Raw genomic sequence first — 20,434 nt, forward strand, 5'->3', positions numbered from 1 at the left:
TCCATCTCATCTGAAAAAGAGGCGATACACATGCGTTCGATTAACCCATTCGATGACATAGCAAAAGAAAAACGACGTCCCACTTCACGCTTGAATCATAGACCTAATAGTAAAAGTAAATCGTCCCGACGATTCGCCATTGCAATGGCTGCCGCATTAGTTGCATCAAGCTTGTTGATGGAGCTGACAGCTGAGCCAACTACTCATGCAGCCCCTAACGTACAGCATTCCGCCAGTAACACTTTTGTTCAATCGAATGCAGCAAACACAGAGAAGAAACTTCACTATACCGCTGTAGAAGGAGCTTATTATTACACAGTCGCCTTGAGAAGTGATGGTTCGGTCTGGACCTGGGGCCGCAATCTGTTGGGAGAGCTGGGTGTGAGCGAGAACATTCGATATCGTCATACATTTAGTCCCATCCGCGTACCGGAACTATCTAATGTAATAGCTATTTCAGCCGCCGGTGGTGGAATCAACGCAGCCGTTCAGGCAGATGGAACGGTCTGGGAGTGGGGTGCTGGCAAACTACCAAGCAAAGTCGAAAGCATCAACTTTGCGAAGGATGTGGTCACAGGTTTTTTCACTGTCGCCCTTCTCCAGAACGGGACAGTCTGGTCATGGCAGCGCCCTACCGCTCAAGGAAGCGATTCTGATCTCGTACGTAAACCGCATGCAATTAGCGGACTGAAAGATGTCATCCAGGTTGGTTCCGCAGGTCTGCACGGTTATGCTTTGAAGAAAGATGGCTCCGTATGGACGTGGAACGAGCCCGAAGAACCCGATAAAGTCCTGTCCAAACCTACCAAGATAAAAGGTCTGACCAACATATCTTCGATCACTAGAACAGATACGTCCCTGCTTGCACTGGATAAGAACGGGAAAGTCTGGGGTGTGGACGAGACAGGGAAAGCATTCGCCTTTCATTACAACTTCAAGGTGAAGAAGATGGATGGAAATACGCAATATATGTTATTACTTACGACATCCGGTGAGGTGTACAGCTACGGAAGGAGCGTGAACGGTAAAGAAGGAAAAGTAAACCATTTATCCGGTATTACCGATATTTCAGCAGGATATTACCATAGTCTTGCCTTATCCTCGGATGGAACCGTCTGGGGCTGGGGAAGTGATAAATACGAGGAAGCGGGTGCACCTGCAACGTCATCTGGAGGAATGGTCTACAAACCCGTTCAAGCCAAGATTGGCACAGATGTATATCTGAACGGTGAGCTGTTCCAGTCAATGTATGCCGCTGTTGAAACGCCTAAGACCGTGCAACTGCCCATCAAAGCCATCGCAACAGCACTTGGAGCAAAATTTGAGATTCATCAGGTGGAAGGTAGCCCGAACCACTATACGTTGAATTATGACAATCGGACAATCACAATCCGACCTAACGAGACAAAGTATGTTATAACCTCCGCCGATTCCTCTGGGGAGCGAGTCGTGCAGATACCTGAACCCATAAATAACTACTCGGGAGCAACTACAGTTCCTTTTGAGGTATTGCGTGGTTTGGGATTGAACGTGTCCTGGGATTCAGAGAAAGTGATGCTGACCATTGACGATGCTGATAAGAAAGATTCAGGAAGCTAAACGAATCGTTTAACATACAAAAAAATCCTCTTCAGGTAAACGTCTTGTTCTTAACAAATACCGTTTACTTGAAGTGGATTGATATAAATCATCTCTATCCCTGAACTACTATATCTGGCGTCCTATTTCTCGAACCGGAACCAGCCAAAGTCAAACTGACTACCCGGCAAGAAAATAAAGGTTACCTTTTGCACACCTTTAACCTGCTCAAGCTCAAACACTCGCTCCTCATATCCATCGGACTGTGTGAATTCGACCAGCTGATTGCTCTGTCCGTCCTCACCTGCAAAGCGGATATGAATCGTGTTTTTATCGATTGTTGAACGTCCATAGATCACAAGCTTGGACGTGCCTTCTGCCGTGAAGTCCATATTTTCAAACTCCAACGACACATTGTTTCCGATCCCCTCAACATGATCACCCTCGATCTTGAACGTATCCCCGTAGAGATGATCGCATGATGCAGCCGTATTCTGTTCAAATGCCCTGCTTTGGCGCTCGAATGAGAAGCCTTTGATATGAATCTTCTGCTTCAGTACAAAACAGATCGACGTAATCCCGCTCAGCCGCTTGGACAGATGATACGTCTCTTCCTGATACACATTCCATCTGGATTCTTTGTCATATACCACATCTGCCAGCAGTGTGCTTCCCTCTTCATCCGGCATACCTTCCCAGATCTGAATGAAGTACTCTTCACTGGACAACGCAAAGATTGGAATCGTAATGGTATCGGAGCCGTACGGCCCGAAGTCGATATTGCGGAAGCCCACATGCGTCTCCCCGTCCCGGCTTGTCGCTACCCCTCGTTCATTGCCGTTACCGACATCCCCTTTGGTGTAATCGTACAGCCCGCCAGTAATAAAGCCGTATGGATCTTTGTAAGCCGTACCCAGACCTGTTGCTTTGAACTCCAGTTGAGAAATCAGTTTCGTTTTATCGGTACCGTTACTGCTCGTCGCACGAAGACGGAATTCCCCATCGCCCAGAGCGGATACGATGACTTCCAGACCGTTGGCTTCGACCTTGGCAATGTTGGATTCGATACCTGCGTCGTTCACAACTGCCCACTCAATATCCCGATAGGATGTGTTCTCCGGATACAGCTTGGCGCTCACCGTCATCTGCTTTTTCGATGGATCGAATAGCTGTCCACCTTCGCTGATAATCTCGATTTTCCGCAAAGGAATCTCCTGCGCGCGTCCCGTCAGAACCGGACGTTCCGTATTACTCAAGAGTACGGTTTGCTTCTGACCTGCAGCGGCCCCGAAATCACCTAAGGTACGATCTCCTGCGCCTGCAACAGCTCGTGATTCGAACTCGGCAGCTGCACTTTCCAATCCTTCCGAGGTCACCTCGATCCGTACCGTTCCCGATTCGTTCGTTGCCCCGATGATTGCCATCAGCTTGCCGCTGAACAGCCTTCTGCTGAGACCTTTGTATGGATCATAGTCCGTGCTATCTCCATTATCCAGACCCAATAGACGACCTGCACCTGTCACTTGGACCTGCACACGGTTGTTTGCATTTTGCACGGGATTACCAGCTTCATCTTCCACTTGAATTTCCACGAAAATAAGATCCGTACCGTCCGCTTGCAGCTGCTCCCGATCGGCTTGCAGACGAATCTTCTTCGCATCTGTATAGGATCTTTGCACATCCGTTGCAATAACGTTGCCGTGTTCATCATAAGCGATGGCTTTGAGCTCGCCTTCTTCATATGGCACTTTCCACCAGCCTGCCAACTGGGTTCCCTTTGCATGGTCGATATCATACGTGCCGAATGTCTTGCCATTCAGCTGCAATTCAATCTTCGGCGCATTACTGCACACGCGTACATCGATCAGCTGACCAGGACTGAAATCCCAGTAAGGGAACAGGTGAACCATCGGACTTTTCTTGTAATCCGTCCAGGCTGCTTGGTAGATATAGTAGGAATCTTTCGGGAACGTTGCTGTATCCAGCTGTCCAAAATACGAATTCTTCGTATGATACGGTGTCGGCTCTCCAATATAATCGAATCCCGTCCACAGGAACTGCCCCAAGGAATACGGCGTATCTCGTTCCGCCAAAATGCAATATTCTGCTGACTTTGCGCCCCAGCTTGTTGTACTGTTACCCAAAGCCGAACACTGCTCATCATCATCTGCCAGTATGGATTGCTCGAACGGGAAGTGATAGATCCCACGGCTCTGCACCACAGACGACGTTTCACTACCATAGATAATCCAGTCCGGATGTTCTTCGTGATGTTTGTCGTAGTATTTTTCCGCGTAGTTATAACCTGCGAGCTTCACGATGTCTGCACATTTTTGTGCGTTTTCCCATGGCATGTAGTTCGAACCAATGGTCACGCCTGCATTCCCTTTTGGATCAAATTCCAATACATAATCCATCAGCATGCGGGTTACTTCCTGCCCCCGCTCATCCGCATGAGTGTCGTAAATCTCGTTACCGATACTCCACATAATCAGACTTGCATGGTTACGGTCACGCTTCACCCAGCTCTTCACATCAGTATGTGCCCATTCCGGGAAAAATCTCGCATAGTCGTAAGGGGTCTTGGCTCTCTCCCACATATCGAACGCTTCCGAAACGATCAGCATACCCATCTCATCCGCAAGTTCCATGAACTCTTTGGCAGGCATGTTATGAGCGGTCCGGATAGCGTTAACGCCCATTTCCTTCAACAGCACAAATCTTCTGCGCAGCGCCGTTAGGTTAAAAGCAGCCCCCAGCGCCCCAAGATCATGGTGTTCACACACGCCGTTCAGCTTCATCTTGACCCCATTCAGGTGGAATCCTTCGTTTGCATCCAACTTGATATCCCTGAAACCAATCCGCTGTGTGGCGGTCTCGATCGTCTCATAGCCCTGCTCACCTGTAGCTACTTGCAGTTCCGTTACCAGATCATACAGATTCGGTTCATCCGGGCTCCATAACTTCGGAAGATCGACCGTCAGCTGTTGGCTGTTCGATTGTATCTCTCCATGTCCGGTGTCTTTACCCGCTGTAGCTATAACGTCCGCTTTGCTGGATACGATCTGATTACCCTGATACCAAATCGTGTGCACAAGTTGTGCGTTCTGATTGAGACTCAGCTCCGTATCCACCTCAACCTGCCAGCCTTCTGGCTGCTGCTGAATCGAAACATAGGTACCGTCTGTGACGATATGATTCCGATCTCTCGTTTTGAGCCACACATTGCGGTAAATTCCGGCCCCGGAATACCATCTGCTGTTGGGACTCTGATGCACAACTTTGACTACAATTTCGTTGTCACCTTCCACCAAAGCACTCGTGATCTCATGCTCAAAAGCCGAATAACCGTACTTCCATTCTCCAACAAGCTGACCGTTCACATATACGGAAGAATCCATATACACCCCGTCAAAGCAAAGCAGAAGCTGCTGCTCATCCTTCGTATATGGGAATGTCTTGCGATACCATCCGATGCTGTCCTCATACAGTTCAAGCGTATTATAGATCAGCCAATCATGAGGAAGCTCAACCGGTTCAAACGTTAACCCCGCAGGCTCCGTAACCTCCAGCTTACTTTTCGCAAATTGCCATCCATCCGTAAAAATCTTTTTCTGATTCATCTCAGCTCTCACTTTCTGTGTGTATTATGATTGCGGTTACAAACAAAAACAGACCATTCCCGAAAACCTTTTCGAAAATAACTTGGTGAGACAATAACACTTCACCCAATTATACCATCTGACCGCCTCTGTACATCACTTCTCAGAGAATTTATATCGAATATTATCTCGCAATTTTTGCTGGAATTTATTATTTAGGTGTCATTAATCTTAAAATAATAAGATCAAATTATATAAAAAACAGTTCTTCTATCTCATAACAAATTGACAATATATTACTTTTGTATCATTATTATAATAGTTCTTTTATCACAAAATAGTTTATTGGAGGTATCAATGTTTACATGGAAGAAAAAGGACTGACACGATATTTATGTGCAGCAGCAGAATTAGACAGAAAGTTTAGGAAGGAGTTATTGAATCAAATTGTTTATAACAATTATAAATTTACTCCGCCTTGTTTTGGAGTAGATTTAACAAAGATCGCCTCTCATAGTTTGCAGGCAAGATCCAGAGATTTAATTTACGACGGAATACTCTCGGTATCTATCCTATGGTGCTTTCTATCATCTATTGAGCGCTTCGGACTATTTGGGATTTTTTACGGAATTATATCTATGTTATTTTGGCCATTATTTTTTTCGTATTCTCTTCAAGTATTTCAAAGGATTTACTCCATGTGGCTGGTAAAAAACAAATTTTCCAAAGATAATTTCAATAATGAAAATGCAAGTTATTCCAATCTAAGTCCTTCCTTGTTAAAACGAATACAAGAACTGGAACAAGTCAAGGAAAGTAACGTTATATATTACGCAGATTACTCTCCTTTTGTTGGATCAGGCAACCGTATTTCTGGCTGGTCCTTCTCAGCTGAAACAAAACTTAGAGATACTGATGGGGATGAATACATCCATTTAAAAAGCACAGATTTATACACATACATAGATAGTAAAATGACAGACTTAAACCTATCATCAATGAAACTACACAATGGACTTTATGTTGATGGAAGTAGAATCCGTAATGACAAACGTTTTTTGGAGAACGAAATGAGTTCACCAAAAAATAAAGTAGATGCTATCCATTTACAGGATTTTGAGGCCATGCAGGATGACCATATTCGTTTTTATAAGTCTGTACAAGTTGCAGGCTGGGAGAGCAATTTTATATTTACAACTTTTTATAGAATTAGTTGTTCAGAGCAAAATCTTTATTTAGAAGTCCAAAATTATCTTCTAAATCCACTAAAAAAAGATTTTTACGAAATCGATAAACAAAACAAACAGATACCAGTTACTTTCATTTTCCAATCCTTGTTTAAATCAATTATCCCTGCTTTCATTTCTTTAGTTAAATCACCTGCTAATATAGTTACGTGGCTGATAAATTTGTATATCTCTTCAAAATCTAAAGATGTGAAAAACCAAATTAAAGAAAATCAGCTTTTCAATTATGGCGCTGAAAAGAGTATAAGGGAAATGGCATCTGCGAATGACTTACAAAACTTCTTTCAAAAGTCTGATGTTGAAATGTATCGTAAAAAGATTGAACAGCGTTTATTTCAAAGTATTATTCAGTACTTAGATGAAGTTAATGTAGATACAAGTGAATTTAAAGCTCGCCAAGAAACTATTATAAACAATGGTGTTATGATGACGGGTGGCACGATGAATGCACATAATGTGGCCGGTAAAATGGGGAAAATCAATCACATTTTCAAAGAAGCAGTAAGTAGTAGTTAGAGGAGGAACACTAAAATGAAAAATAATAGTGGTGTCGTTATTTCAGGCGGGAAAGTCCATGCAACTAATATAGCTGGAACTATATCAAAAATTGAAAACTTTTCATCTCCGCATCAACAGTCTAATAATCTGTCTGACCATTTTCAATTTGATATTGGATTATCTTTTGCTGGTGAAGATAGATCATTTGTAGAGATGCTCTTTAAATTATTAGAGAAAGCTGATATTAAAGTTTTCTATGATCTGGACCAGTCTAGTCAACTTATTGGAAAAAACTTATATTCACATTTAGCTGAAGTCTATTTCAACAAATCTCGCTATTGTGTTATTGTAATCTCGGAATATTATATGAAAAAGAAATGGACTCTTCACGAATTTCAAAGCATACAGGTACGCAACTTTTTAAAACAGGACAACAGTATCATTCCAATTATATTGGATGATACTGTTGTCCCTGGTATTACAGACAGCATTGCATACTTAGATGCAAGGGCCCTGAGCCCAAAACAAATTGCAGACCAATTAGAACAGAGATTGAAAGAAACTACAACATCAATATAAAAATAGTAGAAAACATCCTTTAAGGGTGTTTTTTTACTTTATTTTCAAATGATTTATTATCATCTTAGTAAGCACACGAAAATCTAAACTAACAAGTAATTTCTCATTTTCCGCATTAGATAGCTCGTTGTTACTTCTATTCCAATCTGTTTTTTTATATTCTGAAGCTATTTGGGAACCTCTCCCTCCCACTGAACCGATAAGAAATACTGGTAAATTTACTTCTTGGGCGATACTAATTTCCTCATCTATACCTGGCTCCGGATTATTCTTCGTAGTTTTCCCGCCCAATACAATCATCCCTACAGCTTTTGAATCTGTTATCATCTCTTTCCTCATTCTAGATAAACTTGTGTTTTGGTCATTTTCAGCCTCTATAATATGAAGGGTAGATTGTTTACTGAATTCCTCTTCCATTTGTTTAGAGACAAACCATCTTGATTGATATAGTTTAACCATAGTTTTAGGATCCGCAATTCTCTGTCTCTCTGCAATACTAAAAATAATATGTCTAAACGTAGGATGTCCTCCAAAAATAATCCCGATTCCATTACTCAGTAATGTTTGAACAATTGCATGGAGCGCTGTTAGCAAATGTTGTTGATATTCCGGCTCGCAATCAGGGAAGGCACCTGAGATCACCATGAATTTATTCATGTTTTCTCTAGTCCCTATTGTATTGCAACTTTCAATATAATTTAAAAACTCATCGAAAGAATCCACAAAACTATCCTCATTTTCAAGCACTGTTGCTGTTTCGTATCCTAATATCGGAGCCACTAGTAAGGAGGAATCATAAAAAGCACCTATTGCAGGGTCCTCGGTTGTTTTTATAAGTTGTTTAATGTTCTCTATGTCTCTAGTCTCAGGTCTTCTTCCATACAACTGAACAAGATGCGTTATCGGTTTTTGAACATATCTAGATGCCATTCTAGGTATTCGGATACGCATAAACATATTTCTACGATCAATCTCTTCTATATGTATATTATTTATTTTAGCAATTGACTTAAGTTCATTGTAATGATCAAATACTGTTATAGCATGATCACGAGACAAACTAAAAGCTCTATGGATAAATGCTTCAATTTCTTCTGGAGTGAACTCACCATTTAAAGGATCCATTTGTTCATACACAAAATGAGGAGTATCATACGGTAAGATATCAAAATTCCCTCTGTTCAATTCACTACCAACACGAATCCAAACAATTGGAATATTTATGGATAACGCAATCTTAATTTCTTTCTGAATCCAACAAGACTCCGACGCATCAGGTGTATCGATAAAAATTACCGCATCCGATTCAAGTAAACGTTTTTCAATGACTTCTTGTGCATTCTCTCCAACACTTATATCAATAAGATCTCGAAAACTTTCAACCTCTGCTCCCTTCTTCAATTGTTGACAGATCCTCGCAGCAATGTTTTCTCCATCTTTTCTTCGGTGACTTATAAATAAAGCCATTCGCTCTTTAGTTAGTGTAGGTTGTAGTTTGGTAATGATTTTTCTTGCTAATGATAGGGCCAACGTCGGTATATTATCTTCTGTTAATGAACGATTTCTGAGATTCTCAAGGAAATCAAATGCCTGTTTTTTTTCGAAAATATAGGGAGGGTAACGTGTTTCTTTAGAAGTAGCTATAGATATAACCTGACACTTTACTTCCAATGCTTCTTTGAAAAAGTTTTCTACCTGCTTATCATAAATTCTATCCTGATTGTTAAAGAAAACGATTGCATCTTCCGGGTACAATTTAGTAGAAGATAGAGAACTCACTGTTTTTATAGGGGCAGTATTAATATGTTCTGTTAACTCTTTCAGGCATTCTTTGAATAGAATACTATCTTGCAAATGTTGACCTGTAGTAATCGTGGGATGTAAAAAAAATACTGTCATATTCTTTTCTCCTTGATAGTTAATAAAGTATTGGATTTATAGCGGCCAATAAATCTTCTTAAGCGGCAAAAGTGACTTAGCTTCTGAATCAAAAGCATCGTAGTGTTGATTAATCAATTCCACCAACAAATCAGCATCTACCAAAGTTACAGGAATATTAGAACGTTCTGCCTCGTACTTCGCCTCGCGAGTGAAGCCACCAGTTGATACATAGACCCCTTGGTCTCCAGGTCTCATGCCCCCAACAAAACTCCGAACTTCATTGGAACCCATTGAACCTTTTCTATGTTTTACTTCCACCATTATTCGAGGCTGTTGTAGTCCTAAACCGTCTGGAGATGCAATAATATCCCTCCCCCGATCAGGACCTTTTGGAGAGATTCTTGTTTTGTAACCCATCCCTCTGAGTATTCCTGCCACAAGACTCTGCATTTCTTCCCAGTCTAAATCGTTAAATTTATCTTTTATAAACTCATGGGCTTTTTCAATGACGTCATCTTTTATCGTATCTAGTTCTGCTTGTTCTTTATCTGTATCTTCGTCTGTATGTTGAAAAGTAATATTATCTTCTTTCTGATTTGAGACTTGTTTTAATTCATTGATTGTTTCGACTTGAAGTGCAAAAAGTGTCATTATTGAACCTAAGGAATTTCGCGTATTCGCAGATAAAACATCCCGATGAACGTTGCTCTGCCATAAAACTTGACGACAATGATACTTGTCTGAAATGATTCCTTCGCTAAATTTATATTCTGAGACAATGACACCAATAAGATATTCCCTTTTTTCAGGATTATAAGTGACTACATGATCATCCTCCCGCATCTCATGGGCGAATCTGTATAACTGCCCTGCAGTAATATTTATTTTCCCATCCTTATAATCAGGATACTCATTACGCAGTTGTGATTTTATGTCATTTAGATTCTTTGACTGTTTCAAAGATCCCACTTTATTCCATCCAATAGCAATCATTTGTTTAGTTTTAAACTCATCAAACAAATATGCACTCTCACCGGCTCTAATAAACCAGCTCTTTTTGCTCATGTAGATCCCCCCAAAAAATAGTATTTCTCCTAATGAGAGATTTCGACAAATATTTGAAGTTCCCTGCATGTAATATACTTTATTAAGTTTGAACAATTTGTTCCGGATTTTCACAAAAATTAAGTATATTAGATGCCTCTTTATTTATTATAATAACGAGCCTATTCCTAGAGATGCAGCAATAAAACAAATCATTTCTGATCAAGAAAGTATTAGAAAAGAACTGCCTCATCCGTAGAAAAATCTACTTCAAGGCAGCCCCTGGTCTGTTACTATTTTAATTGGTGAACTTAATTATAACTCGTTGCCAGCCACTGGGCTGGAGTCCAAGACAGTTGTCCTGCCCCTGCGCCGGGTGTAGACTTCAGTCTAGCCTGAAGTCCGGCAGGATCTTCTGCCATGTAGCTGTATGGCAGCGCAGTTAATCCATTCCAGGAGAACGGCTTCAAGGATGCCGGTACTGGTGAAAGTGGACTTTTGGCATCGTCGCTGTTGCCTCTAAAGATGCTTCCATCCAGTGAATAGATCGTATCTATCGCTGCAATCTTCCCCGTGTAATTACTTTTCGACTCATCGGCCTGGTTATTGCGCAGCGGATATTGCACGCCAATGATGACCGAATTCTCTAACAGCACCGCACCACTTTCCGTAGAAATTGCACCATTGCTGGTAATCCCAAAATGATACCCTTTGGCCGAGATGGCTTTAGACATACTGGACGTGATGTTTTTCTTCAAATCCCAGGTAGAGGCATTGTCCATGACGATATTGTATGCATGCACATTCCCTCCACGCAGGCGTGGCATACGATCCTGGATATCCTTGTAGTAATTGTGGTGTAGGGTGACTTCCAGATCAGCATTGTCACTTGCGAACTCAGTAGCACCAATTAGATGTCCCTTCTTCTGGCTCGCCGCCACTGCGATGATTTGCTCCTTACTCATACCGACAGCATTGCTTCTCAGATAGGCATACATCGGGTAGGCCGATTTATTGGCTTCCAGTGCATTGATCTGCTGGGTGACCCAGCTATTAGGGCCTTGATCGTCCCCTACAAAGGATGACCAGGAAATAGTGACGCCTGTACTGCCCTTTTTCACATCAACAAGTCCATCGTATGCTTTGTGGAATGTGGCATGATCAATCCAGACGTTGCTGCTATTCTCAACGGTAATGTAGTCCCAATCGTTTTTATCATAATTGCCCTTGGTAGCCTCATCCCACTCCCAAAGTTCATCGAATGCCAGGTTGCGAATAATTACGTTGTTGCTCCGTTTGAACGTGAACGCTGCATGCTTGATTGTTGCTCCATTAGCCGAGAAAATGGTCAGGCCATCGAAGTTATCAATGCTCACTCTGCTAACCCCTGTCTTCATCAGAACAGGATGTGTCAGCGCATTATTATGTGCGCTAAAAGGAGCAGCCTGAGCTGCCGCAGGAAGCTCGTTCCATCCCAGATCCAGATCATTCATGATCTCAATTACTTTGGTTTTGGAGCCTTTCTTCAAGGCCAGAGCCAGATCACTGGCGGTATATACCCGCATATAACGTAAATCAGTATCCGAGATGATACCACCACCGGTCGTATTCGCTGCGGCAAAACCAGTCAAATTATACGCAGCCCATTCTGTTGTCTGATCTGGCTCCGTAGGTTCAGTTCCAGGATCGGTCGGTGGTGTTTCTGTTGACGGATCGCTTGGTGTACCCGTGGATGGTTCCGTTGTTGGATCGGTCGGTGGTGTGACTGGTGTTGGATCTCCGATATTCGAGATATTCACATTATCGTACATGACAAGAGACTTCAAGGTCACCAACCCTGCACTCCCCTTGGTCATGTCGGTATCTGTAGCAGACAGCTCCAGTACACCATTCACGTACATGTTAATGGATGAACCGTTCATTTCAAGTTTGACGTTATACCATCTATCCACATCCAGCTTATAATCGGATTTTGTGGCGAGCGTTGTGGTAGAACCATTCACTTTTTTCCGAATTTCAAGTTTCCCGCCACTGCTGTTGTACAAGGACGCTGCATAATAATTGTTGGCATCCGCATATCGGCCTGCTACATACGTGCGAGTCGATCCGTTGAAATCGACGACTTTCACATCCGCTGCAATGGCATAGTTACTCCACTCCGCATCTCCCGCCGAACTTCTGCCCTCGCTCTTGCCCGATTGATAATATACTGCGTTTCCCTGATCCTGAACGACAGACCAACTGCCACTCGTGGACGTCCATTGGGCATCCCCATTCTCAAAGGAATCCTGCGTCCATCCACCCGCTTGAACGGGATGAATTAGCCCAAGCGAGAGCACAAGACTTATGCTTAACGCCAGGATTATCATTTTGGTAAATCGTTTGTTTCTACTCATGAATTATTCCTCCAATATGTATGAATCAACTCCAATGCTATTTATCGGGCGTACCGTTATAAACGGAAATAGGTTTAAAGTATTAATAAATAAACCCAAAATTCATTATGATTTTTCATATATATCCTTTCTGAAAATATTCTGAAAGAACCAGATGCCTCATTTTTCCCGAACAAATGTACACGTTTAAACATCGAGATATCTCTTTATACCTACTTAATCACCCCCGTCATTACAGCTTTCTATGATGGTGTACCAATATGAAAATGCATGAAACAATATAAAACAACCAATTTACTGTCAATCGATTCCTGTAATTTCTTGCCGCGCTATGTTAGATTATCCATTGGAATAATATCACATATATAGATAGGGGAAATTAGAACGTGAAGAAATCATGGGTACTATCCATCATTATGAGTTTTGTTTTGCTTGGCGGGGTATTTGCACCTGCAGGGTCCTATGCCGCTGCTGCGGATGACTCAACTACTACATATTCGGAAGACGCATACTCCGAAGTTGACACAACAGAAGAAGAGCCGGAACTTACAGCCGACGAAGCAGATTTCTTGAACTACATGGATCAACTGGATAGCGCATCCGTATATGAGGAGAAAGCTTTCGATGCTTTGGGCGGGGGATTTTACATTACATCTTCCAATCGCAAGTCCGTTTTCCTCAAATTGACCAACACAGCGATTCCTAACTACACCAAATATGTATCCAAGCTGAAATTGATTAAACCACAAAATACGGAGCTGCAAAAAATTCATGCCAACTTGATCAAAGGAAGCTATACTCAGTTGGAAGGATTCCAACTCGCGAAAAAAGCGGTCTCCAAAACAACGGTAAACAGCGCTGTCCTGAAACAAGCCAACGCCAAAATTGATACTGGCAAGAAAAATATCGAGAAGTTCCAAAAAGAATTGTCTGCCTATGCCAATAAACTCGGGTATGAGTTTTAAAAAATAGTACCTAAATTTAAACGGTGAATTCAAGTCACCTTTACCTCATATATGAAGCGAAAAGCACCCTGCGTTTCGAATTCGATATATTGAGATTCCAGGAAAAAAAAGTGTTTTCTTTTTCCAATTTAGTTCGTATAATAGCACTATAATCAAAAGGCTATGCTGCCGAAAGGTACAACCTCGTGAACATTGGGGTTGTGCCTTTTTTGCGTTTATAGCCATATGATCCATCCCAGATAAGGAGTGAATGCTATGTTATTTGAAGCTATTTATCATCGTCCCAAAATGAATTGGTCCTACGTATATGACCGTTCCACCATGCACCTGAGGCTCCGTTCCAAGCGGGGCGACCTGGATGCTGTTATCGCCATCATCGGGGATAAATATGCATGGGATCGTACGGTTCTCCACCTTCCGATGCGAATCTTTGCCCGTGATGCCCTGTTCGATTATTGGGAAGTGGAAGCGCAACCACCCTACCGCAGATTACGCTACGGCTTCCAACTGATCGAGGGAGAGAAATCGGTCTGGATGACGGAACGGGGATTCGAACAGGCTCTGCCTGATCATCCGTTGGAATTTTTCGATTTTCCATTTATGAATCCGGTGGATTTCTTCGAGGCACCTGCTTGGGTTAAGGATGCTGTATTCTATCAGATCTTCCCTGAACGTTTTGCCAATGGTGATCCGTCGATCAGTCCAAAGAATGCTGAACCCTGGGGCGGTGAACCGACGCCTGTCAATTTTTTCGGAGGTGACTTGCAAGGTGTTCTGGACCACCTCGATCATCTGAGCGCACTTGGCATTAACGCCATTTATTTCTGCCCGGTGTTCCAGGCTACAACCAACCATAAGTACAATACCGCAGACTATATGAGGGTCGATCCGCACTTTGGCACCAATGAGAAATTGAAGGAACTTGTGGATGCATGCCATGAACGCGGCATACGGGTAGTTCTGGACGCAGTGTTTAACCATTCAGGCAGAGAGTTCCTTCCATTCGCGGATGTGCTTGAAAAAGGGGCTGCTTCCCGTTATGCGGACTGGTTCCATGTCAGAGAATGGCCGGCACGTATCGAAGAAGGTATCCCCACATATGATACCTTTGCCTTTGAACCCCTTATGCCTAAACTGAACACGGAGCATCCCGAGGTTAAGGAATATTTGCTGGAGGTGGCCCGTTACTGGATTCAGGATATGGGTATCGACGGTTGGAGACTGGATGTTGCCAATGAGGTAGACCATCAATTCTGGCGTGAATTCCGGCAAACGGTCAAATCACTTAACCCGGATGCCTATCTTCTCGGCGAAATCTGGCATGATTCCATTATGTGGCTGCAGGGGGATCAATTTGATGCAGTCATGAACTACCCTTTCACGAATTCAGTCATGGATTACGCTGTGCTTGGCAAGCTGGACGGCCTCGGATTTGCCAACGAGGTTGGCAAACTGCTTGCTGCTTATTCACAGCCTGTAACCGAAGCAGCTTTCAACCTGCTCGGCAGTCATGACACGCCAAGACTGCTCACCCTATGTGAAGGGGATGTACGCAAGATGAAGCTAGCTGTCATTCTGCTGCTTACGTACCCAGGTGCTCCTTGTATTTACTATGGTGACGAGGTAGGGCTGGATGGTGGCTATGATCCAGGTTGTCGCAAATGTATGGAGTGGGACGAACAGAAGCAGAACAAGGATCTGCTCGATTTCTTCACCCAAGCCATTGCCCTGCGTAAACAACACGCTGCATTGCGCAGTGCGGACATCACCATGATTTACGCGGAAGCCGGAGACCCGTGCATTGCCATTGGACGCAAGGATCAGGAGACCGGGGAACAATTCGTGCTTGTCCTGAATGCAAGTGAAGAAACGCGCAGTATGGAGTTGCCAATACACCAAGGAACTTGGCGTAATGTATTCTCAGCCACAGCAAGGGAAACTCAGCAGAACAAGCTGAAGCTGGACTTGGAAGCGTACGGTTTCTCCCTGTTGCAGTTGGATGTCAAATCACACGTTAAGGCATAACAATTACATTAATGAACAGCCCTTCTCGATGCTATCCCAGATCATTCGCAAGAATACTGTGTATGTTTAACTCTCAAAGTGAAAAAAGGGGAACCATCGGTGCGTCATGCATCCGAAGGTTCCCCTCTCCTATTACACTCATGATGTCCCCTGCTGCATTGGCATTCATGAGTCACTTTATTCATTCGTTCAATCAGTATTGTGTCCCTTCCATATCCTCCTCCAGGCTTGCCGCAACCTCATCCCGAACGGAGAGAATTTGACCGGAATTTCTTATTTTCTTCATTCTTGGACTTGTTAATGTCTCCTGAGTAATCACAATCTTTTGTGGAATTTTGTACTGGGGCAGCTTGTCTCGGCAAAAATCCCACATTTGTCTGCGCAGTTCCGTAAGAGGCTGCTCACCTGTAAGTCTGACCGTGGCCTTTACCATCTGTCCCATGATCCCACTTGACTCGCCACTCACGACTGCTGTTTCAATGAATTCCATTTGTTCCAGAATACTCTCCACTTCCGCAGGATAAACCTTACGTCCGCCTACATTAATGATCTCGGAGCGGCGACCCAAAATGCGAATGTAACCATCCTCCATCTCCGCTTCATCTCCGGTCTGGAGCCAACCATCTTCCGTGAACGGAGAAGGGGCGTTCAGATACCCGATCATGGCCGTTTTTGTTTGGATCTCAAGCAACCCGTCCACAATCCGATAACGGACTTCTCCGTCACGAACCGTAAATAGCAATGAACCGGAATTTTTGGAGCGTGTCGGCAGAATACCAAGCTCCGACATACCATAAGCCTGCACCGTACGTACATTCGGAAATTGTCTATTCCATGCGGTAAGCAGCGCCTCTGGCATAACCTCTGAACCATAGGAGACCACTTCGAGACTGGATAGATCGAACTCCTGATAGACCCCACTAAGGAGCAGCAAATTCATGAACGTTGGTGAGACTGGCAAGGCCTGAACACGGTACTTTTCAATGGCTTTGCATACTTCCAGGGGGGAGCGATCCGGTATGACGCATAAACAGCCTCCGCTAGACAGGGATTGCAGCATCGTATTCAATCCGCCAATGTGATCAAACATCATGAACGGAATGGTACAGAGCGGCCGAACTTGCCGCCTGAACCCGTGCAACAGACGATCCGCGCTGTGAACAGCGGCTTTGCTTTGCCCTGTCGATCCGGATGAGAAGATTACCAGACCTGCGTTCTTTTCCTGACTCAGCCTATCCAAAATCGGGGACCGAGAGCCTTGCACGGAGCAACGTCTGGCTATAGCTTCCCCTTCCCCAACACTCATGCGCCATTCTGCCTGAGCGAGCGCTGTATACTCATTCCTTTTAGCCTCGACCAAGTGTCGATCCATCGGAACCACAATACAATTCCGCTCCAGTAGAGCGATCAATGCCGCTGCCGCATAAGGAGAATAATCCTCTTCAAGCGCAACGGTTGTCCCTTCAATCCCTTCTCTGGAAATCCACTGGCTAAAGGTGTGAACCTGATCCAATAACCAGTTATAACTATACTGCTCGTCCTTCCATATCAACGCAGGGAGATGGTCATACGCGGCGAACCGTTCCAGAAGAAAAGTGATATTCATCCCTCATCATCCTTTGGGCAAGGTTTCAATTGCGCCTCCAGATATTCAACCAGTGATTCCACCGTTCGATAAGGACTTTCTGGCATGGAAGCTGCCGCCATTTCCGCGAGGGTTATCCCTACACCGAACGCATCTTCAACACTTTGCTCGACAACGGCAAGTAAAGTTACAAGTTCAAGGGAGTCCAGTCTTCCCCGACTTCCATATAGGGGCGCCTGCAAGCCATGCTCTAGAGGAATGGGCGCGTTATGGTACCGATTAAGCTCATCGCAGCTGTCCAGCACAATCCGCTCAATGACTTCCCGATGTGAAGGCGTAGGCGCGGGATTTTCCACAGTCGATGGGATCTGTCTGAAGCGATCGGCATGCTGATGGGTCGTCATTAGCGCTTCGTACCAGCGTAATTCGTCCGCCGCCAATTGTTCGATAATATTCGTTAACTGCTCCCGCCATTCAGGGCTTCGTTTCATTCTGGCGATCTGCAACAGCTTATGCGCCTGTTCCCATCGGGCAATCATTGCACCGAATTCTGCAACATATTGATCATGAGGAGAATCGAGCCATTGGGCGGCCTCTTCCAGCAAATCGCGGAAAAAGTAGCGGCTCCAGCGCATGTCGAACAGGAACGCGGAGATAGCTTTCTCCTGTTCCCGATCCACCTCGGCATCCGGGTGCAATCTTTGTAACAATTGTGATGTGACAGCCTGTCCAAAATAATAGCTTCGATTGCCCTCCCAGATCGTTCTGCCCGCGATGAATTCATGGGCCTGTGTCGCCAGCGCAGAGCGCAGCATGTTCCGATAGCCTGCGGAGTCGAGTGTTTCCACAGCACGGATCTCCATCGTGCCATATGTTCGTAATGTTTCTTTGCGCCGGGCTATTTCGAGCTCGGAGATATTTTTGTTTCCTTTCCAGAACTCTTGGAAATCAGGTGATGACACAGCTCCCATGTATTTGGAGGGAACGGGGTCATAGACATAGAACTGCTCCTCATCCATTCCGTACACAGCCAGCCAATGATCGACCAGATGCAGGCGTGAGTCTTGTTTAACGAGTTTATGAATATACTCGGGATTTCGATAATCATCCCCATAAGGCAAGCAGTAACTTGTGCCTGTAACGACCAAAGGCCCCTCATTTTCAAGCCGTTCCCGAATATATGCCTTTCCTTGTTCGAAGCTGTCAAACTCCCGTTCTCCAAACACTTCCCACATCGGCTCCTCATAATCCAGCTTATGAAAGTAAGGCTTAATTAGGCCACGATCTGAACAGGAAGTCAGACTATATAAGCGGCTGGAAGCTAACAGACCGAGACTGCTTATCGAGCCCTGACGCTGAAGGATTTCGTGAATCAAAGGAAAATTACAGGGATAATAATACGGAATATCCATCGTTGGTTGGAACGGTTGACTAATCATGGCTACCTCCTATTCCCGGCTTTGGCAGCCGTGCTGCCCCAAGACTGGATTTTGTAATGAAGAGACAGATTAGCATGGGCACGAAACACCCGATTGGGCAGTGCCTTGCCATCTGCATCGGTTTCAAACTGCCGGAAGCCTCGCGTGAACCTGAACCGAAATCCGCTGTCACGTGGAACATCGAAACAGCCTTCATAATGACCACCTCCGGTTTGCAGAAGCTTCATGCCCATGCCTCCGTAGATCGAGTCATCATACATGTCCTGGAAGGGTACCTCGGCACTCATGCAGACAGTCACGTGACCCGATAATTCTTCCACAACCGTGTACATGCGTGATGCCGACAACTCTCCCACCGTCAGGCTAACCACTGCATGACCTATCTTGACAGGAAACAGTTCCCCATTGGGTCGAACCTCAAGAACATCAGGGTGATCGGACCTATAATCCCCTTCAAGCACACTCATGGTGAACCCGCTGTCGTAATGAAGCAGCGCATTGATGTACCCGCTCATGCCGCCCTTCAATCCAATAACGTCCCTTCCCATCAGCTCCAGAGAGACTGGATTGCCGATTCGGCCAAACATGTACAGAAGCGGAAGGTGAACCCGCTCTCCCCAATCCGCTTCCTGATGACCTGCATCCTGCTGTTCCAGAAATGCGATATCCTTGCCAGGCTTATATCCCAGTTCGAACATCTGATGGACGACATTCCTTACCTGGGAAGGCAGAAACAATCCTTCTGCGTCCCCAATATCCATCCACATTTGAATGGGAGCACTGCCCTCAGGCATGAAGTACATATCCTCTTCCTGTAACCTGCTCTCCGACGTTTCATCCAGCTGCACATCCACGAAAAAGGGAGAGAGCATGATCAGTTTGCCAAAAATATCAGGATGACGTGTTCCTATATGGAAGGTGCTGAGTGCCGCTGCGGAAGAACCAAGCAGTCCCGTATTGTCCTTGTCTGGAAGTGTGCGGTAATGCTCGTCAATGAATGGTTTCAGTTCATGAATGATAAAGTGTTCATAATCCAGGCCTGAGCAGCCCACACTCACCGCTTCTCTTGCAGGCGCAATGAAATGATAGAATTCATTGTGTGTAACTGGACGAACATGGGCAATTCCGACAATGATCAGCCCATCCATCAAGCCTTGATCAATCAGTTGGTCTGCCGCCTGATCTACGTGCCACGTTTCATTTCCCGCAGTCGAAGAGCCGAAGGCCCTCTGACCCGCATGCATGTATAACACCGGATAGCGTTGATCCACATGCTCCTTATAGCCTGGTGGCAAATAGACAAAAATCTTTCTTGTGTTGTCCAGCCTGGATGCCTTGAAACCTTCCACACATTCGATGACAGAATGAGTGTTCACTGATCCATCAACCGCCTCTCCTATAGATTTCCCTTTTAAACTACCGGGATTTACTTGTTAGTCCTGCTTCGTTCTTCCCTTGGCTACATCGACAAACAACCCCGTCTCTGAAGAGACGGGGTTGTTTTAAAACACCGAAATGTTCTAAAATGCATAGCCCTTATATTGGTGGGTCTGCGAATAGTTTAAATCTGTTGAGCCTGATTTGTAAATATAGAA

Annotated in this window: 12 protein-coding genes; 5 read left to right on the forward strand and 7 right to left on the reverse strand. The window is 44.4% G+C overall.

What is annotated here, in order from left to right; all coding sequences use genetic code 11:
* Nucleotides 1–30: 30 nt before the first annotated feature.
* The gene (locus tag A6049_RS18030) at nt 31–1,599 is read left to right on the forward strand and encodes a stalk domain-containing protein (RefSeq protein WP_063566001.1); all 1,569 of its coding nucleotides are present in this window, start codon (nt 31–33) and stop codon (nt 1,597–1,599) included.
* 122 nt (nt 1,600–1,721) lie between these two features.
* On the opposite strand, the gene A6049_RS18035 is transcribed toward A6049_RS18030, so the two are convergent.
* A complete protein-coding gene (locus tag A6049_RS18035) occupies nt 1,722–5,201 on the reverse strand; it encodes a glycoside hydrolase family 2 TIM barrel-domain containing protein (protein WP_063566002.1) in 3,480 nt (1,159 codons plus the stop codon).
* Nucleotides 5,202–5,545: 344 nt separating this feature from the next.
* Here A6049_RS18035 and A6049_RS18040 point away from each other — a divergent pair, with 344 nt between their 5' ends.
* The gene (locus A6049_RS18040; RefSeq protein WP_063566003.1) at nt 5,546–6,943 is read left to right on the forward strand and encodes a hypothetical protein; all 1,398 of its coding nucleotides are present in this window, start codon (nt 5,546–5,548) and stop codon (nt 6,941–6,943) included.
* 15 nt (nt 6,944–6,958) lie between these two features.
* Nucleotides 6,959–7,504 carry a TIR domain-containing protein gene (locus tag A6049_RS18045; protein WP_063566004.1) on the forward strand — a complete coding sequence of 182 codons (546 nt, stop codon included), beginning with the start codon at nt 6,959–6,961 and terminating at the stop codon, nt 7,502–7,504.
* 33 nt (nt 7,505–7,537) lie between these two features.
* Here the strand turns inward: A6049_RS18045 and A6049_RS18050 are convergent, their stop codons facing one another.
* The 3 genes from A6049_RS18050 to A6049_RS34425 form a co-directional block, all read right to left on the reverse strand.
* Nucleotides 7,538–9,403 carry an SLOG domain-containing protein gene (locus tag A6049_RS18050; RefSeq protein ID WP_063566005.1) on the reverse strand — a complete coding sequence of 622 codons (1,866 nt, stop codon included), beginning with the start codon at nt 9,401–9,403 and terminating at the stop codon, nt 7,538–7,540.
* Between the two features lie 36 nt (nt 9,404–9,439).
* On the reverse strand, nt 9,440–10,450 hold the full coding sequence (locus tag A6049_RS18055) for a restriction endonuclease (RefSeq protein ID WP_063566006.1): 1,011 nt from the start codon (nt 10,448–10,450) through the stop codon (nt 9,440–9,442).
* A 290-nt stretch (nt 10,451–10,740) separates the two neighbouring features.
* Complete coding sequence (locus tag A6049_RS34425) at nt 10,741–12,825, reverse strand: pectate lyase family protein (RefSeq protein ID WP_063566007.1); 2,085 nt, start codon at nt 12,823–12,825, stop codon at nt 10,741–10,743.
* A gap of 386 nt (nt 12,826–13,211) precedes the next feature.
* Here A6049_RS34425 and A6049_RS18065 point away from each other — a divergent pair, with 386 nt between their 5' ends.
* Both A6049_RS18065 and A6049_RS18070 read left to right on the forward strand, forming a co-directional pair.
* Nucleotides 13,212–13,790, forward strand: coding sequence for a hypothetical protein (locus A6049_RS18065; protein WP_063566008.1), 579 nt, complete (start codon nt 13,212–13,214; stop codon nt 13,788–13,790).
* A gap of 255 nt (nt 13,791–14,045) precedes the next feature.
* Nucleotides 14,046–15,815 (forward strand): glycoside hydrolase family 13 protein, encoded by a 1,770-nt coding sequence (locus A6049_RS18070; RefSeq protein ID WP_063566009.1) that lies wholly within the window; start codon nt 14,046–14,048, stop codon nt 15,813–15,815.
* A gap of 193 nt (nt 15,816–16,008) precedes the next feature.
* Here A6049_RS18070 and A6049_RS18075 read toward each other — a convergent pair whose 3' ends face one another.
* From A6049_RS18075 to A6049_RS18085, 3 genes are read right to left on the reverse strand one after another with little or no spacing between them, the layout of a single operon-like run.
* Complete coding sequence (locus A6049_RS18075; protein ID WP_095206146.1) at nt 16,009–17,421, reverse strand: ANL family adenylate-forming protein; 1,413 nt, start codon at nt 17,419–17,421, stop codon at nt 16,009–16,011.
* A complete protein-coding gene (locus A6049_RS18080) occupies nt 17,418–18,839 on the reverse strand; it encodes a cysteine peptidase family C39 domain-containing protein (RefSeq protein WP_063566010.1) in 1,422 nt (473 codons plus the stop codon). The genes A6049_RS18075 and A6049_RS18080 overlap by 4 nt, the downstream gene beginning before the upstream one ends.
* Before the next feature lie 2 nt (nt 18,840–18,841).
* Nucleotides 18,842–20,215 (reverse strand): alpha/beta hydrolase, encoded by a 1,374-nt coding sequence (locus tag A6049_RS18085; RefSeq protein WP_063566011.1) that lies wholly within the window; start codon nt 20,213–20,215, stop codon nt 18,842–18,844.
* Nucleotides 20,216–20,434: the final 219 nt, after the last annotated feature.

Origin of the sequence: Paenibacillus sp. O199, from assembly GCF_001636635.1 — a bacterium.
In the GTDB taxonomy this organism is placed as follows: domain Bacteria; phylum Bacillota; class Bacilli; order Paenibacillales; family Paenibacillaceae; genus Paenibacillus; species Paenibacillus marchantiae.